The 16,568-nt window shown below is 65.2% G+C and carries 13 protein-coding genes and 1 tRNA gene; all 14 read left to right on the top strand.

Going from position 1 to position 16,568, the window contains the following annotated elements; all coding sequences use genetic code 11:
- Window positions 1-71: 71 nt before the first annotated feature.
- The 14 genes from HMPREF2874_RS01955 to HMPREF2874_RS02020 all read left to right on the top strand — a co-directional run bounded on the left by HMPREF2874_RS01955 (window position 72) and on the right by HMPREF2874_RS02020 (window position 16,546).
- The gene (locus HMPREF2874_RS01955; protein ID WP_070648762.1) at window positions 72-1,733 is read left to right on the top strand and encodes a bifunctional folylpolyglutamate synthase/dihydrofolate synthase; all 1,662 of its coding nucleotides are present in this window, start codon (window positions 72-74) and stop codon (window positions 1,731-1,733) included.
- Window positions 1,734-2,099: 366 nt separating this feature from the next.
- Window positions 2,100-2,768, top strand: a complete 669-nt coding sequence (locus tag HMPREF2874_RS01960) for a vitamin K epoxide reductase family protein (protein WP_049344173.1) — start codon at window positions 2,100-2,102, stop codon at window positions 2,766-2,768.
- A gap of 215 nt (window positions 2,769-2,983) precedes the next feature.
- Window positions 2,984-3,223: a hypothetical protein gene (locus HMPREF2874_RS01965; protein WP_049332532.1), complete on the top strand. Its 240-nt coding sequence runs from the start codon at window positions 2,984-2,986 to the stop codon at window positions 3,221-3,223.
- A 604-nt stretch (window positions 3,224-3,827) separates the two neighbouring features.
- Window positions 3,828-7,568, top strand: a complete 3,741-nt coding sequence (locus HMPREF2874_RS01970; RefSeq protein WP_070648763.1) for an Rne/Rng family ribonuclease — start codon at window positions 3,828-3,830, stop codon at window positions 7,566-7,568.
- 566 nt (window positions 7,569-8,134) lie between these two features.
- Window positions 8,135-8,446, top strand: coding sequence for a 50S ribosomal protein L21 (rplU, locus tag HMPREF2874_RS01975; protein WP_005505764.1), 312 nt, complete (start codon window positions 8,135-8,137; stop codon window positions 8,444-8,446).
- A gap of 41 nt (window positions 8,447-8,487) precedes the next feature.
- Entirely contained in the window at window positions 8,488-8,745 is a 258-nt protein-coding gene (rpmA, locus tag HMPREF2874_RS01980) for a 50S ribosomal protein L27 (protein ID WP_049332527.1), read from the top strand.
- Window positions 8,746-8,938: 193 nt separating this feature from the next.
- Complete coding sequence (gene obgE, locus HMPREF2874_RS01985; protein WP_070648764.1) at window positions 8,939-10,546, top strand: GTPase ObgE; 1,608 nt, start codon at window positions 8,939-8,941, stop codon at window positions 10,544-10,546.
- Between the two features lie 247 nt (window positions 10,547-10,793).
- A complete protein-coding gene (nadD, locus tag HMPREF2874_RS01990; RefSeq protein ID WP_049347435.1) occupies window positions 10,794-11,543 on the top strand; it encodes a nicotinate-nucleotide adenylyltransferase in 750 nt (249 codons plus the stop codon).
- On the top strand, window positions 11,536-12,627 hold the full coding sequence (locus HMPREF2874_RS01995; protein WP_070648765.1) for a sulfite reductase subunit alpha: 1,092 nt from the start codon (window positions 11,536-11,538) through the stop codon (window positions 12,625-12,627). Before nadD ends, HMPREF2874_RS01995 begins: the two co-directional genes overlap by 8 nt.
- Window positions 12,628-12,687: 60 nt before the next feature.
- Window positions 12,688-13,125, top strand: coding sequence for a ribosome silencing factor (rsfS, locus tag HMPREF2874_RS02000; protein ID WP_070484021.1), 438 nt, complete (start codon window positions 12,688-12,690; stop codon window positions 13,123-13,125).
- A gap of 280 nt (window positions 13,126-13,405) precedes the next feature.
- Window positions 13,406-13,478 (top strand) — tRNA-Ala (locus HMPREF2874_RS02005).
- A gap of 189 nt (window positions 13,479-13,667) precedes the next feature.
- Entirely contained in the window at window positions 13,668-14,630 is a 963-nt protein-coding gene (locus tag HMPREF2874_RS02010) for a cation diffusion facilitator family transporter (protein ID WP_083309812.1), read from the top strand.
- 204 nt (window positions 14,631-14,834) lie between these two features.
- Window positions 14,835-16,226: a glutaminase gene (locus tag HMPREF2874_RS02015; RefSeq protein ID WP_246823747.1), complete on the top strand. Its 1,392-nt coding sequence runs from the start codon at window positions 14,835-14,837 to the stop codon at window positions 16,224-16,226.
- A 47-nt stretch (window positions 16,227-16,273) separates the two neighbouring features.
- Window positions 16,274-16,546: a hypothetical protein gene (locus tag HMPREF2874_RS02020; RefSeq protein WP_070648766.1), complete on the top strand. Its 273-nt coding sequence runs from the start codon at window positions 16,274-16,276 to the stop codon at window positions 16,544-16,546.
- The last annotated feature ends 22 nt before the right edge of the window (window positions 16,547-16,568 follow it).

Consider the following 16,568-nt stretch of genomic DNA (forward strand, 5'->3'; position numbering starts at 1 on the left):
CCCGTCGTCTATCCCGCCGCACGGCGGGGACTCGGCCGGTGCCGCAACCGGCTATCCCAGTGAGGAGAACAATGAGCGAGAAGAATTACCCCGCAATTCCCGATCCCGAGGGCGTGGAGCGGGTCTACGGCGAGCTGCTGGCGCGCGCCCCCGAAAACAAGATGGCACCGCGCCTGGACGCGGTAGCCCGCGCCGTCGAAATCCTCGGCGACGTGCACCGCGCCGCCCCGGTGATTCACATTACCGGCACGAACGGCAAGACCAGCACCGCCCGCATGATTGAGGCCCTGCTCCTGGGCCACGACCTGCGCGTGGGCCGCTTTACCAGCCCGCACCTCGAGAGCGTCACCGAGCGTATCTGCATCAACGGCGCGCCCGTGCCGGACGCCACCTTCGTGCGCATTTGGGAGGAAATCGCCCCCTACCTGCAGATTGTGGACGCAGAGATGACCTCCCGCGGCGAGCCCGCCCTGACCTTCTTCGAGTCCATTACCGTGCTCGCCTTCGCGATTTTCGCGGACGAGCCGGTGGATGTGGTGGTGCTTGAGGTCGGCATCGGCGGCACCTGGGACTCCACGAACGTTGCCGACGGCGTGGTCTCCGTGGTCACCCCGATCGGTCTGGACCACACCGATATGCTCGGTGAAACCCTCGCCGAAATCGCAACCGAGAAGTCCGGCATCATCAAGCCCGGTGGCTTCCTCGTCTCGGCCGTCCAGGAGCCCGAGGCCGCCGACGTACTGCTCGCCTCCGCCCGCGAGAAGGAGGCATCCTTCGCCTTCGAGGGAGTGGAGTTCGGCGTGGTCTCTCGCGAGCTTGCGGTCGGCGGTCAGCTGCTGACCCTGCGCGGCCTGGCGGGGGAGTACCCGGACGTGCCGCTGTCGCTGCACGGCGCGCATCAGGCGCAGAACGCCGTGGTGGCTCTCGCCGCCGTGGAGGCGTTCTTCGGCGGCCAGCGTCAGCTGCCCGAGGACGTCGTGCGCGCCGCCTTCGAATCGGTGCGCTCGCCGGGCCGCCTGGAGGTGGTGCGTACCGAGCCGCTGACCATCCTGGACGCTGGCCACAACCCGCACGGCGTGCGCGCCTCCGCGGCCGCGCTAACCGAGGCGTTCAAGCTTTCGCACCTGCACGCCGTGGTCGGCATCCTGGGGGAGAAGGACGCCCTGGGCATGTTCGAGACCATGCGCGAGGAGTACGTGGACGCCTCGGACGGTACGTTCCGCCTGTACCTGTCGGCCTCGGATTCGCCGCGCGCGATTGCCCCTGAGCGCCTGCACGAGCTCGCCCTGGACGCTGGCATTGACGAGGACTCGATTGAGGTGTTTGAGCACCTGGACGAGGCGATTGCCACCGCCATGGAGAACGCCCTCTTTGAGCAGGAGTCGGCGGGTGTGCTGATTACCGGTTCGATTACGGTCATTGGTGAGGCGCGTACCCTGCTGGCGGCGCATGAGGAGGCGAAGACCCCCGGTGCCGAGGCCGAGGAACTGCCGAACGAGCTGCCCGCCGAGGCGGGCCTGTACGCCGGTTCTGCAGGTGCCGCCTCCGCGGCGACCCTGGCTGCTGCTGCGGCGGCTTCTGAGGCTGAGCCGGACGAGCTGCTGAACGACATCATGGCCGAGCTGGGCGGCGAGCCCGGGCAGGGTTCTTCGCTGGAGGACTCGCTGGGCCTGCCGCTGGGCGATTCGTATACCGAGGATTTCTTCGGCGACGAGGACTCCGAGGAGGACTAGCCCGGCTAACCGCCGGACGGCCCAAATCCCCGAAGACCCCGGGAAAGAAGCGAGAGAGAACAAACGGTTACGTCTGACCCCGAACGGGCCAAAAAAGCGCGGTATCGCGAAATAATTGGTCGGATGACGTACTGATTACCGCCGGAAGAGGCTAGGATAGTTGAGATGCCGAATCCGGGGTGCCTCCGTGCACCACCGGATATCGCCCGTTCCCGAAGCCTCGGCTCGGGCCCGCCCAGCGGGACGAAACCACCCGACCCGAGCTCGCCTCCGGTCCTTCCGGGACCGCGAGCAGAATGGGGCACGGCATATTCCGGACAAACCACGGTGACACACCACGGTCAACCAACTACCACAAGGAGTCGCATGAGTACCGCCGCATCGAGTACCACCGAACCGCCCCAGGCCGAGAACGAACACACCGGTCGGCTGGAGGGAGCGGAGGGAACGACGACCTCCATGGATCGCCGACTGGGGTGCTGGCTGATTTGTGCCGGTCTCATCGCCCTGGCCTCCGCTGCCATTCTGGTGTACGAGCGCCTGCAGATTTACGTTGACGCCGGCCACACCACGGTCTGCGACATCAACGGCCTGCTCAGCTGTGGCACGGTCATGCGCACCCCGCAGGCCGAGGCCTTCGGCTTCCCGAACCCCTTTATCGGCCTGGTCGGTTTCTCCATCGTGGTGACGATTGGCGCGGCGATTCTGGCCGGGGCACAGTTCAAGCGGTGGTTCTGGATTTGCCTGAACATCGGCCTGGGTGCCGCGGCGGCCTTCATCATGTGGCTGTGGTTTGAGACGACCTTCCATATCAACGCTCTCTGCCTGTTCTGCATGATCGTGTGGGTCATGACCATCACCCTCTTCGTGAAGACCACGGTGCGCAACATCTCGGCTGGCGTCATTCCCGCCTCGCCGTCGGTTCGCGAAAGCGCCCGCGCCTGGTCGTGGTTCGCGATTGGCCTGTGGCTGATTCTGATTTTTGGCATCATCGTGATTCGTTTCTTCGACGTCATCATGGGCATGATGCAGTAACCCCTCGGTTTTGGAGCCGAAGGGAAAGCCCCGGTAGCCCGGCTGCCGGGGCTTTTCTGCACCCCGTTTCTGCACCCTGTTACTGCGCCCGCTGCACCGAATAGGGCGGAGCGGATGCGCGCCCGCCTCAGCCTCTGCGAGGGGAGGGGCCCCGCACGTGCGGTTCCTCGTGCGTATAATGGACGGGTACGTTCCTTTGCCCACTGAGGAGAACCGTGAAGACTGCCGGAATGGCCACGATGGGTGGCGCCGCCGTAATTTTCCTGATTGCCCTTCTGCTGCTGACCGCCGGTCACTTTTCGCTGCTGTGGGTTATCCTGCTGGTCCTCTCGCCCTTCGTCTTTATCCTGGGGGTTCCCTTTGCGACCGGTTCGGGCCCGGAGTATCTTCCGACCGACCCGAAGCTGGCGCAGCAGGCACGCGAGGCTCGCGACGCCGAGCTGGGCCTGGACTAACCTCTCTCTTTGGCGATTCCCGCAGGGTCACCGGGGGAGTTCCGCCCTATGCGCACCCCGCTTCGCGCGGGTGTCTCCAAAATTTTTGAACGAAGCCGGATGATGCACGCGCGCCGTCCGGCTTTCTTGCGCCTCGCCGGGTTTTCCGCCCGCCTCTTAAGCCCGCATCCCGGGTAGCCTCGAGGGGGCCTCGTACGGGTATAATGAAAGACGGTGTCTTGTGCGCCCCGCACGCGCAGAAGATCCCCACCACCGCATCGAGGGAGAGTACCCGTAAGCGCCGGCCGTAAGCCGCGGAGCATGACTGTCGCACCGCGCGGACCGGACCGCATCGGCGAAGAATCCCGAAGACCGGCAGGACGCCCAGGGAGGGCGTGGCCGTGCTCGATCGCGGGGTGGCTGTGACCGTTGCGGTGCGCGTTGCGTTCCGCCCGCTCGCCCCCACGAATGACGGCGCTGAAAGAGATAGCGCCCGGGCTGCGCCCTACGTATGCGCGCTCGCAGGGAGAGGCTTGAGCCACGGTGACGGCAACTAGGCTTTGCGCTGTATGCGCGCTGTCAAAAATCCTCGCGATGCGGAGCGGGGTATGACGAAAGAAGATTAATGTCTGACGAGAAGAACGTCGAACTTGGGGTTTTTGAGGCGCTGAACGCCCTCGCGGAGGAGAAGAACGCCTCCGCAGAAACCCGCGAAACTCTGCGTAAGAATGTTCGCCAGAGCTCCGAATCTCAGGCCGCTCCCGCCGAGCGTCGCCGCCCGGGACGTCCGAAGAAGGAGAAGGCTCCCGAGCTTCCCCTGGACGAAGCCATCGCCACGGGCCTGACCAATCTGCGTAACGCTAAGGCTAAGCACGCCCCCGCGCCGAAGGCCGCCGCTCCCGCGGTGTCCGAGGCCGAGGTTGCTTCGACCCTGAACAGCCTGTTCGCGGCAGCTGAAGAGCAGCCCGCCGAGGCTGAGGCGGCGGAGGCTCCCGCCGCCCAGGAGCGCGTGGCGAAGGTTGAAGAGGTCGCCAAGGTTGAGAAGGTGGCCAAGGTCGAGACCGTCGAGAAGACCGCCAAGGTCGAAGAGGTCGCCAAGGTCGAGAAGGTGACCACGGCGGAGAAGGCCGAAGAAGCCGCAGAAGAGACCGCCGAAGCCGAATTTGTTGAGGGCGAAGCCGCCGCGGAAGCCGAGGTTGAGGCCGAGGCAGAGGAGGCCGCCGAGAAGCAGACTGAGAACGCCGAGGCCAGCTCCGCAGACGCGGAGCCCGCCGCAACCAATGGCGTGGCCGAGGTGCTCGAAGCCGAGGTCTCCGCCGTCGAAGAAGCCGCCGAGGAGAAGGCACCCGAGGAACCCGCCGAACCCGCCGAACCCGTTAAGACCCTGAGCGACCTGCAGCGCGAAAAGCTGCAGGAGCTGCGCTCGCGCACCCCCATGGGCGCGATGCCGCTGTTCGTGGCCCCCGAGCCCGAGGAACTGAGCGAGCTCGCCGTAGCCGCCAAGCTTGAGCGTGAGGCCCGCCGCGCCGCCGCCGAAGAGCAGAAGCGCAAGGACCGCATGGAGCGCCGCCGCGAGGAGGCCGCCGCGGAGGCAGAGGTCACCAGCCACCGTCGTCGCCGCCGCCGCCGCGGTACCGAGGACATCGAGATTGAGGGCGGTGTCGAGGATGACGTTGAGACCGTCACCAAGGTGCGTGCACCGCGCCTGGCCGATTCCCACGCATCCAACACCGTGACCGGTGTGCGCGGCTCCACCCGTCTGGAGGCCAAGCGCGTGCGTCGCCGCGAGTCCCGTTCCCTGGGCCGCCGCCGCCACATCGTGACCGAGGCCGAGTTCCTGGCTCGCCGCGAGTCCGTGGACCGTCAGATGCTGGTTCGCCAGAAGGATGGCCGCATCCAGATTGGTGTGCTCGAGGACGGCGTACTGGCCGAGCACTTCGTGTCGAAGACCCAGCAGGACTCCCTGATTGGCAACGTGTACCTGGGTAAGGTGCAGAACGTGCTGCCCTCCATGGAGGCTGCGTTCGTTGACATTGGACGCGGCCGTAACGCCGTGCTCTACGCGGGCGAGGTCAACTGGGACGTCACCGGCCTGGACGGTGTGCCCCGCAAGATTGAGAACGCCCTGAAGCCGGGTGATTCGGTGCTGGTGCAGGTCACCAAGGACCCGATTGGTCACAAGGGCGCTCGCCTGACCAGCCAGGTCTCCCTGCCGGGCCGCTTCCTGGTGTACGTGCCGGGCGGTTCCATGACCGGTATTTCTCGCAAGCTGCCCGACACCGAGCGTGCGCGCCTGAAGAAGATTCTGAAGGACAAGCTGCCCGAGGGTGCCGGCGTGATTGTGCGCACCGCGGCCGAGGGTGCCTCCGAGGAGGAGCTGACCCACGACATTAACCGCCTGCGCGCGCAGTGGGAAGAGATCCAGGAGAAGGCCAACTCCCGCAAGGTGCTGGCCCCCGAGATGCTCTACCAGGAGCCCGATCTGATGATTAAGACCGTGCGTGACGTCTTCAACGAGGACTTCACCGCGATGATTGTTCAGGGTCAGGACGCCTGGGACTCCATCGAGGCCTACGTGACCTACGTGGCACCCGACCTGGTTTCGCGCCTGCAGAAGTGGGACGGCGAGGACGACCTCTTCGACCACTACCGCATCAACGAACAGCTGGCTAAGGCGCTGGATCGCAAGGTCTACCTGCCCTCGGGTGGCTCGCTCGTGATTGACCGCACCGAGGCCATGACCGTGGTGGACGTGAACACCGGTAAGTTCACCGGTAGCGGCGGCAACCTCGAAGAGACCGTCACCAAGAACAACCTGGAGGCGGCCGAGGAGATTGTGCGTCAGCTGCGTCTGCGCGATATTGGCGGCATCATCGTGATTGACTTCATCGACATGGTGCTCGAGTCGAACCGCGACCTGGTGTTGCGCCGACTGATTGAGTGCCTGGGCCGTGACCGCACCAAGCACCAGGTGACCGAGGTGACCTCGCTGGGTCTGGTTCAGATGACCCGCAAGCGTCTAGGCACCGGCCTGCTCGAGGTCTTCTCGGAGCCCTGCGAGCACTGCGCCGGCCGCGGTCTGATTGTTCACGATCAGCCGCTGAGCGGCCGCAGCGGTGGCGCCTCCGACTTCATTCACCGCCACGACCGTAACGAGCGCAAGCGTGCCCGTTCGGCCTCCCGCGAGGATTCGCGCGACCAGCAGAAGCAGGACGCCCTGGAGTCGAAGAAGGCCGAGCGCCGCAACGCGATGGCCGCCGTGGCAGCCGCCTCCGTCCAGAACGAGGGCGGTTCGGAGGAGACCACCTCGACCCGCAAGAAGCGTAAGCGCCGCAAGCGTTCGCGCCGCGCCGAGACCGCTGAGCTCTCGCTGGAGCAGGAGATTCAGGGTATCGCTGAGGCGAGCGAGCAGGCCCACGCCGAGGTCGCCGAACGCGAGCAGAAGGTCGCCGAGGTAACCGACGGCCAGTGGGTTGGCGAGCAGGGCGGCTTCTCCCTGGAGCAGCTGGCCAGCGCCTTCGACCGCGTGGAGGAGGAAGCGGCCGCCAAGGAGAAGGACGAGGAACAGTCTCAGCACGAGGAGAAGAAGTCCCGCTCGGGCCGCTCCCGTAAGAACCGCTCCGAGAAGCGTCGTGAGCTGGATGATACCGCAATCGCAGCGGTGGAGGGTTCGGATGCCGGCGTGCTGGATCACCACGTTGATCCCGAGCTGGATCCGCGATTCAGCCGCTCCTCGGATCGTTTTGAGGCGATTCGCGCGGGTGAGGCGAAGGCCCGTGCCTCGCAGAAGGCCGGCCGCATCGCTCGCCCCGAGGGCGAGTCTTCCCGCCCGGATCGCGAGGAGCGTTCCTCCAAGCGTCGTTCCGAGCGTGCGGAGCGCGCCGAGCGTTCCGAGTCGAAGAAGGCTGAGTCGAAGCGCGCTGAGCGTGAGGACCTGCGCATCGAGGACGTCCGCGAGACTCCCCGCGCATCGCGTCGCCGCGCACGCCGCGCCGCCGAATCGGCCGAACAGAACGGTCAGCGCGAGCAGGGCACCCGCCCGGTTGTGACCGGTGTGATTGGCACCCCCTCGGCTGAGCCCGCCGCGCCGCAGCAGGAGAAGGCGGAGCAGAAGCCGGCCCAGCCCGCAACGGTTGTGTCGTCCGCTCCGGCCCCGCGCAAGCGCCGCACCCGCCGCGCCGCTTCGAGCGCCGGCGTGGGTTCGAAGGTCGTGACCGTCGATACCGCCGAGAGCGCTCACGGTTCCGTGGTGGCTTCCGCATCCGTGGCGGATGTGGCCCCGGCCATCGAGGAGGCTTCGGCTCCGACGATGCTCGGCATCGGTGTTGCCGCCGCCGACATTAAGCGCCTGGGCAAGGACGACTAGCCCCGCGGCTCACGCGTAGCCGCAGCTGACGAAGGCCCCGACGGGTGGAGAAATCCATGCCCGCCGGGGTCTTCGTCGTTTCAGCTTTGTTATTTCGCGCCCGCCGTTCGCCCGCCGTTCGCCCGCCGGGGGAGCGCGTGAGGGGAGCCTACCGAGAATGTGCCGGGGGAGTGCGCCGGGAGGCGGGGTTGAGGAGCATCACGCCGCATCCGCACATTTCGATGAGACGACTCTATTGCGCGGCCCGTCCCTCATGCCGTATTCTTAAGGACTGGTGTTTATCTCAGTGAAGCCCTATCGACGCAGGGCCAGCGGGAGACACCGCTCCCACCCGCATCGTCTTCGGCTCGGTCGAGTACTCGGCCGAGGTTGGAACGTGCGGGAGAGAGACACCACCGGTGAGCCTCGCGTGTTGGCTCCGGCGGGCAATCCCGTCGGAACGCACGGGCCGTTCCTCCTTTTCGCGGTTATTCGACCGGCGGGGGAGGGCGCACAGCAATGAAAGCGCAGGCTGCTCATTCGAGTGAGATTCAAGAAGCAAGTTGTCGAGAAAAGTGAGTCCCATAGTGGCATACGCGATTGTACGCGCTGGCGGCCGCCAGGAGAAGGTTTCCGTCGGCGACCTCGTTACCCTTGACCGTGTTGCAGGCGAGCCCGGCAGCACCATCGAGCTGCCCGTGCTGCTGCTCGTCGACGGTGACAAGGTCACCGCTGACGCAAAGTCCCTGGCTTCCGCCAAGGTTGTTGCTGAGAAGGTCGAGGACCTGCGCGGTCCGAAGATCGTTATTCAGAAGTACAAGAACAAGACCGGTTACAAGAAGCGTCAGGGCTTCCGCGCTGAGCTGACCACCGTCAAGATTACCGCTATCAACGCGTAATCGAAGCGAACCGGAATTCAACCCTAAGGTAGGAATACAGAATGGCACACAAGAAGGGCGCAAGCTCCACCCGTAACGGTCGTGACTCGAACCCCCAGTACCTCGGTGTTAAGCGCTACGGCGGCCAGTCCGTCAACGCAGGCGAGATCATTGTTCGTCAGCGCGGCACCCACTTCCACCCCGGCCTGAACGTTGGCCGCGGTGGCGACGACACCCTGTTCGCTCTGGCAGCAGGCACCGTCGAGTTCGGTACCCGCAAGGGCCGCAAGGTCGTTAACATCCTGGCTGCAGCTGAGTAATACTCACCGCTAGGGCAGAGGGGGTAGGCGCGAGTCTACCCCCTCTCGCTATAACTCCCATTCCGCGAGCAGCCCGCACGCTGTGCGGTCCTCGCGAGGAGGCGCGCCCCAACCCGGCTGCGCCTGCCGATGCATCCGCCCACCGGGCGTTGAGGCGTCGGCGAAGAGAAGACTTTCCAAGATAGGAGAACCCGTGGCGGAATTCGTGGACCGCGTGGTCTTGCATGTTTCCGGCGGTCGCGGAGGCAACGGTTGCGTCTCCGTGCGACGCGAAAAGTTTAAGCCGCTGGGCGGCCCGAACGGCGGTAACGGTGGTAATGGTGGCGCGGTGATTCTGCGCGTCGACAACCAGACCACGACCCTGCTGGAGTACCACCACAGCCCGCACCAGCACGCCCCGAACGGTGACATCGGCCGCGGCGATATGCACCACGGCTTTAATGGCGAGGACCTGATTCTGACCGTGCCGCAGGGCACCGTGGTGAAGGACCGCGAGGGCAATGTCCTGGCCGACCTGTTGCACGTTGGCGACGAGTACATCGCCGCGCGCGGCGGTCTGGGCGGTCTGGGTAACGCCGCGTTGGCCTCGACGAAGCGTAAGGCCCCCGGCTTCGCGCTGCTGGGCACCCCCGGCGAAGAGGCCGACATCGTGCTGGAACTCAAGTCCATCGCGGATGTGGCCCTGGTGGGTTACCCCTCGGCCGGTAAGTCCTCGCTGATTGCCGCTATCTCCGCGGCACGCCCGAAGATTGCGGATTACCCGTTCACGACCCTGATTCCGAACCTGGGCGTGGTTCAGGCCGGCGATGTGCGCTACACCGTGGCCGACGTGCCCGGTCTGATTGAGGGCGCCTCGGAGGGCCGTGGCCTGGGCCACCGCTTCCTGCGTCACGTGGAGCGCTCCTCGGCGCTCGTGCACGTGATTGACTGCGCGACCCTGGAGCCCGGCCGCGACCCGATCAGCGACTTCGAGGTGATTCGCGGCGAGCTGCAGAACTACGAGGTCGACCCGACCGCGGGTGTGACCGTGCCGCTGCACGAGCGTCCGCAGATCGTGGTGCTGAACAAGATTGACGTGCCCGAGGCCCGTGAACTGGCCGAGTTCGTGCGCCCCGAGTTCGAGGAGATGGGCTTCAAGGTCTTCGAGATTTCGACCGCCTCGCACGAGGGCCTGAAGCCTCTCATCTTCGCGATGGCGAAGCTCGTTGAGGAGGACCGCGCCGCCCGCGCCGCCGCCGAGAAGGAGGCCGAGCGTGTGACCGTCGAAACCCCCGTGATTCGTCCGAAGGGCTTCCGCAACAAGAAGAAGCAGGAGTTCGTGATTCGTCGCGAGGAGCGCAATCTGGAGCCGCTGTTCCGCGTGATTGGCGAGAAGCCCGAGCGCTGGATTCAGCAGACCGACTTCAACAACGATGAAGCGGTCGGCTACCTGGCGGACCGCCTGGCCCGCCTGGGCGTTGAGGACGAGCTGTTCAAGGCTGGCGCCCGCGCCGGCGACGCCGTGGTGATTGGCGAGAGCGACAACTCGGTGATTTTCGACTGGGAGCCGACCATGATCGGTGGCGCCGAGCTGCTCTCCTCCCCGCGCGGTACCGACGCTCGCCTGGAGGAGATTATCCGCCCGACCCGCGCTCAGAAGCGCGTGGAGTACAAGGAGCGCATGGATGCGAAGGCTGCGGCTCGTGCCGAGCTGGAATCCGAGCGCGTGGCCGGAGTCTGGACCGAGTCCGTGGAGTACCGCAAGAAGCTCAAGGAGGGCAAGGTCGACGAGAATATCGACATGCCCGGCACCGAGGACTAGGTAGAGTCCACATCGTGGCGACGGGGGTGAGCCGGGTCGCGGGTATTCCACCCGCGGCTTAGCTCACCCCCGTCATTTCGTTGTTTTTAGCGCCGAGACGGTAGCATAGATGGGTGTACGCACGTGCATCCGGCGTCCCGCGTGGGCCCGCCGAGTGGCGCGCGTGCATCCGTGTATTTGCCCGTATCCTCACCGGTGGGCGCGTTGTTTTCCGGTGCGGTCTCTGTCCCCAGCAAGGACGGCTTCTGTGAGTGATCAGCCTATTCAGCTTGATTTCGGTGCCCCGAGCTCCGAATCGATTCCCCCTCGCATCCCTGGACGGGTGCGTTTGGGCGTGATGGGTGGAACGTTTGACCCGATTCATCACGGGCACCTGGTGGCGGCCAGCGAGGTCGCCGCGGTGTTCGACCTGGACGAGGTCGTGTTCGTTCCGACCGGTCAGCCCTGGCAGAAGGTGGGGGAGCGGCACGTGAGCGATGCCGAGCACCGCTACCTGATGACGGTGATCGCGACCGCGTCGAACCCGCGTTTTACGGTGAGCCGTATTGATATTGACCGTGGCGGCGCCACGTACACCTTTGATACGCTTAACGAGCTGCGCAGCCTGCGCCCCGATGCTGACCTGTTCTTCATTACCGGGGCGGATGCGATTAGCCAGATTATGACCTGGCGCAATGCCCATAAGCTGTGGGACCTCGCGACGTTCGTGGGCGTGACCCGCCCCGATCACACGCTGGATCCTCCCCTTGCGGAGGGGCGTCATATTACGACGCTGAAGATCCCCGCGATGGCGATTTCTTCGACCGATATTCGCCGCCGCGCGGCTGAGGGCGCCCCCATCTGGTACCTGGTACCCGATGGCGTGGTGCAGTACATTGCGAAGTACGGGCTGTATAAGAAGGACGCTTTGACGGCCTACCGTGACGGCCTGCCTCGAGTTAAGGATGAGGCGGAGCAGTCACCCGAATCGACGAATAATGAGGGAACACATGAGTGAAGCTGCGGGTTCGAAGCCCTATAGCGAGGACGAAGCGTACCTCTACGAGACGTACGTGACCGAAGACGGCATTGAGGTGCCGCCGCCGACTAAGGTGATGGGTCCGCGCCGTCTCGCCCGTTACCGTGAGGAAGTCGCCGAGTACCTGCGCGCACACCGCCGCGGGGAGAACCCGAAGCCCGTTGAGAACATGGGTTCCGTGGTGAACACCGGCGCGATTGATCCGCAGGTTCTGGCGGTTCAGCGTCGTTTCGCGGCGCTGGCGGCTCAGGGCAAGATTGAGACCGAGGCGAACGACGAGGAGAAGCTGCACGAGCCGGCCCCTCTGACCAGTAGCCTGCGCGTTCTGCGTCCCGACGAGATCGCGAAGAACCGTGTAGATGCCACCAGTCCCTCGGCGGTGGATAGCCCGCTGACCTCTTCCATTCCGGTGATTACCGTGGTCAAGGAGGAGGAGCCCGAGCCGAAGATGCACGAGTACCTCGTGCGCGATGAGCCGAAGGTTGACGAGAGCGTCGTCGGCTACGCCTCCGCGCCGGCTGAGGACGAGGAATCCCCCGAGCCCAAGGACGCCCAGGAGCCCAAGGAAGCTCAGAAGCCCGAGGCTGCCGAGGCGCAGAAGGACGACGCATCCTCCAACCTGCCCACCCGCGTGAGCGCCGTGAACGCTCAGGGCCTGGACCTGAGCGTTCTGGACGGCTCGGTTTCTGGCGACACCGTGGATTCGGTGGACGGCGACCCGACCGTGGCCCTGAGCCCGGACGAGGTGGAGGAACTGCTGCAGCGCATGGTGGACCGCCAGGATCCCGAGGACTCCGTGGCGATGGCCGAGCTCGCCGCAGAGGAGTCCGCCGAGTCGAAGAGCGCACCGGTGGCATCGGTGGAGCGCGCGGACAGTGGATCTCAGAACAGCGGCGCTCAGAAGAAGGACTCCGATAAGTCCTTCGCCGAGAAGGTTACCGAGAACCAGTCGGAGCACGAGGTGCTGAAGCCGGCCCAGAAGACCTCCCTGGCCTGGCTGTGGATGGTTCTGTTGCTGGCCCTGGTTGTTGTCGGCTTGATTATGATTTTTGGCCCGAAGTAGGCCGTGAGAACGCACCCCGCGGGGTGCTGCCGGTGGGAATGACCGGCAAGAAAGGAAGATATGACTGCTGCACAGTCCTCGGTTGAGGCTCTGCGCATTGCCGCCCGCGCGGCGGAGGAGAAGCAGGGAACGAACCTGTTCGCTGTGGATGCCTCCGACGCCATGGGCCTGATTGACGGTTTCCTGGTGGTCTCCGCTCACAACGAGCGCCTGGTGAACGCCGTGGCTGACGAGGTGGAGGACGCCCTGCGCGAGCAGGCCGGCCTGAAGCCGGTGCGCCGCGAGGGCCGCTCCTCGGGTCGTTGGATTCTGCTGGACTTCGGCGATATCGTGGTTCACGTTCAGCACGAGGAGGACCGCGAGTTCTACGCCCTGGATCGCCTGTGGGCTCAGGCCCCGCGCATCGAGCTGGGTGTTGAGAACGAGGCTCCCTTCGATATCGAGGCTGAGTCCGAGGAAGAGGCCGCGCGCATCATCCCGGCGCAGGACGAGGCTTAGGCCTTCGGGCTGTCGCTCGACGCGCAACGTTTTCGCGGTGCGCGTTCTGTAGCGTTTGAGTGAGGGGCGGGTTTGGCGCCTTGCATGTGGTGCACATGCGGGGCGCACGGGCCCGCCCCTTCGCCGTATTCGCGGTGCTTTGCGGGCCTCGGGCGGGGCGGCTCGGAGCCCCTAAAGTTTTTGGAAAATTTTTTGAATTTGAGCCGTCCTCGATTTGCGTAGCCCTCTGAGGTGTGTGTAATATATTCATGTTGCCTCGTTGAGGAACGTAACAGAATATGGGGATATGGCGCAGCTGGTAGCGCACCTGCATGGCATGCAGGGGGTCAGGGGTTCGAGTCCCCTTATCTCCACGGAAACCTCGTTTGAGGTGCTAATCGCCCGCTTCGTAAGAGTCGGGCGATTTTGCTATCTCTAGACTCTGCATCGCGGTTTCACTTTGGAGGCGACGAACCCTCACTCGGTTGCGTCGCCCGCCGGTCCGTGCCGGTCTTCTCGCCCCGGCGACCCCGCACCGGCCACAACCCCCAAGGAGAAGGTTAATGGGAGAGCACACACACTCTCACCACGGCGGTCACCACGACCACTCTCATATGCACAGCCCGGAGGAGGCCGCCTCGATGCGTCCGCGCCTGCTGGTGGCTTTTACCCTGGCGCTCGTTATCGTGCTGGCGCAGGCGGTTGGCTCGCTGGTCACCGGAAGTCTCGCCCTGCTGACCGATACGGCGCACGCCATTACGGATGCCTCCGGGCTGCTGGTGGCGCTCACCGCGGCTTCGCTCATGACGCGTCCGGCAACCTCGCGCCACACGTGGGGCTTCCGACGCATTGAGGTGCTGGCGGCCCTGGGCCAGTCGGTGCTGCTACTGGCCGTGGGTATCTACACGGCGGTAGAGGGCGTGCATCGCCTGTTCGCCCCGCCGGAGGTGCCCGGCGCCGAGCTGCTGGTCTTCGGCGTGGTCGGCCTGGTGGCGAACGTTATCGGCATTGCGGTGCTGGCCTCTGGCCGAAACGCGAACTTCAATATGCGTGCCGCGTTCCTGGAGGTGCTCAATGACGCCCTGGGTTCGCTGGGTGTGATTGTGGCGGCTATCGTGATTTGGCTGACCGGCTTCTACCGGGCGGACGCCCTTGCGGGTCTGTTCATTGCGGCGCTGATTGTGCCGCGTGCGGTGCGCCTGATGAAGCAGACCACGGCGGTGCTCATGGAGTTCACCCCGGATGGCCTGGACCTGGATGCGATGCGCGAGCACATGCTGCGCGTCGACGGTGTGGTGGAGGTGCACGATGTGCACGCCTCGATGGTGGCGACGGGTTTGCCGGTCGTGACCGCGCACGTGGTGGTTGCGGATTCTTGCTTCCGCGACGGGTCTGCTGTGGCGATTCTGGATTGTATTCGCTCCTGCGTGGCGAGCCATTTTGAGGTGTCGGTGGAGCACTCGACCTTCCAGCTGGAGACCGCCGAGCTGGGCGGCCAGGAGCCGCAGTCGGTCCGCCACCCCTAGCCGGCTTTACGTCCCCGGCACCCAGAACCCGGTCGTGCGCGCGGGCGCCGCGCGTTAGCCCACGCTGTCCACTCCGTCGTCATTCTCGGCAGTAGTTGGTAGCTTTTGGCGGCAAAAGATACACTCGTAGATGGGGTATGCCCGGGTTCTCCGGCGCATCCGGGAACGTACCCCGAACACCGAATCAGCATCACGGAGGAGACCATGCATTCACCCATCGCCACGTACCTCACCGAGTCCCTGACGACGGTCGTCTCCGATACCTCCGGGGAGCTGGCGAACTACATTCCCGAGCTGGCCGCCGTGGACCCGGATAAGCTGGCCGCGTCCATCGTGATGGTGGACGGCGAGCAGTACGCCGCCGGTGACAGCGACGTGGAGTTCACGATCCAGTCGATTTCCAAGCCCTTCGTGTACGCGCTGGCCCTGGCCGACCGCGGCTTTGACGATGTGCTGGCGAAGGTCGGCGTTGAGCCCTCGGGCGAGCCCTTCAACGAGCTGTCCCTGGAGGACGGTTCGGGCAAGCCGCTGAACCCCATGATTAACGCCGGTGCTATCACCACCCATTCGCTGGTGGGCCCTCCGGGGGCCACGCAGGGTGAGCGCATGGAGCGCGTCATTTCGGGTCTGTCGGCCTTTGCGGGCCGCCGCCTGTCGGTGAATGAGCGCGTGTACGAATCCGAACTGGAGCACGCGCACCGCAACTACGCGATTGCGCACATGCTGCGCGGCCACGGCATCCTGACGGGTGACCCGGAGGTGTCGGTGCAGGGGTACACGCGCCAGTGCTCGCTCATGGTCACTGTCAAGGACCTGGCGCTGATGGCCGCGACCCTCGCGAACTACGGCGTGCATCCGGTGACGGGGGAGCAGGTTGTGCCGAAGGGCGTGGTGCGTCAGGTGCTGAGCGTCATGTTCACGTGCGGCATGTACAATTCCGCGGGTGACTGGGCAACCCAGGTGGGCGTTCCGGCGAAGAGCGGCGTGGGCGGCGGCATCATTGGCGCGGTTCCGGGTCAGCTGGGTGTGGCGACGTTCTCCCCGCGCCTGGATAAGCACGGCAATAGCGTGCGCGGTGTGGAGCTCTTCGAGAAGTTCTCCGAAGACATGGGCATGCACGTGATGAACGTGCCGACGGTGGCGCGCTCGGCCTTGCGCGCGGACTACCAGATTGGTTCCGGCCCCGAGGCCATGCGCCTGATTCAGCTGCAGGGCCGTATTCGTTTCGCGGGTGTGGAGCGCGTGATTCGCGAGATTGTGGACGCCCCGATGGAGGGCTCGAAGATCGCCCTGGACGTGACGCGCGTGTACGCGGTGGATGAGGTGGCGCAGAATATGCTCTTGGAGCTGATGCGTCGCCTGACCGCAGACGGCTACCGGGTGTACCTGATTGATAACGACGACACGATTACCGATACGGATGCGCTGCGCCGCATGAACGTGACGATCCTGTCGGGCCCCGAGGGCTCCTCTCCCTCACAGTTGGTGGGGGAGGACTCCGTGGTTGAGCTGTCGGGTAGCGCCGCGGCTTCTGCACCAGTGGAGGGTGCGTCGGTTAAGCCTTCGGGTGAGCTGGAGGGCGAGTCTGGGGCCTAGTCGGTGCTCCGGCGTGGCCGTGCCGTGCGGCTGGATATACTGGTGGTATGAAGAAGCTTTCTCAGAATCCCGTTGTTCGGCAGGCTCACCGTTTTCGTGAGGCTCTCCTGTACCCGGCGTATTTCGTGTTTTCGCTGCTGTCGCTGAGGTGGGTGCGTCGCCGTCACCCGCGTGCGGCGGGTGTGCTGTCTGCGGCGCTGTGGATTGAGCTGGTGATGCGTGGGATTAAGCAGCTGGTGCGTCTTATGGTTCCGGTTCTTCGGGATGCCGAGGCGCGCCGTGCGCGTGCGGAGCGTGCCCGCACCTACCAGCCGCGCTAACCGAGGGCAACCTGCACGCTGT

The sequence above is a fragment of the Rothia sp. HMSC068F09 genome (genome assembly GCF_001812775.1).
In the GTDB taxonomy this organism is placed as follows: Bacteria; Actinomycetota; Actinomycetes; order Actinomycetales; family Micrococcaceae; genus Rothia; species Rothia mucilaginosa_A.

Excerpts from the sequence above, each read along its gene's own strand:
- HMPREF2874_RS01955 (WP_070648762.1), top strand. The coding sequence starts at position 72 with ATGAGCGAGAAGAATTACCCCGCAATTCCCGATCCCGAGGGCGTGGAG.
- HMPREF2874_RS01960 (WP_049344173.1), top strand. The coding sequence starts at position 2,100 with ATGAGTACCGCCGCATCGAGTACCACCGAACCGCCCCAGGCCGAGAAC.
- HMPREF2874_RS01970 (WP_070648763.1), top strand. The coding sequence starts at position 3,828 with ATGTCTGACGAGAAGAACGTCGAACTTGGGGTTTTTGAGGCGCTGAAC.
- rpmA (WP_049332527.1), top strand. The coding sequence starts at position 8,488 with ATGGCACACAAGAAGGGCGCAAGCTCCACCCGTAACGGTCGTGACTCG.
- HMPREF2874_RS01995 (WP_070648765.1), top strand. The coding sequence starts at position 11,536 with ATGAGTGAAGCTGCGGGTTCGAAGCCCTATAGCGAGGACGAAGCGTAC.
- rsfS (WP_070484021.1), top strand. The coding sequence starts at position 12,688 with ATGACTGCTGCACAGTCCTCGGTTGAGGCTCTGCGCATTGCCGCCCGC.
- HMPREF2874_RS02010 (WP_083309812.1), top strand. The coding sequence starts at position 13,668 with ATGGGAGAGCACACACACTCTCACCACGGCGGTCACCACGACCACTCT.
- HMPREF2874_RS02015 (WP_246823747.1), top strand. The coding sequence starts at position 14,835 with ATGCATTCACCCATCGCCACGTACCTCACCGAGTCCCTGACGACGGTC.
- HMPREF2874_RS02020 (WP_070648766.1), top strand. The coding sequence starts at position 16,274 with ATGAAGAAGCTTTCTCAGAATCCCGTTGTTCGGCAGGCTCACCGTTTT.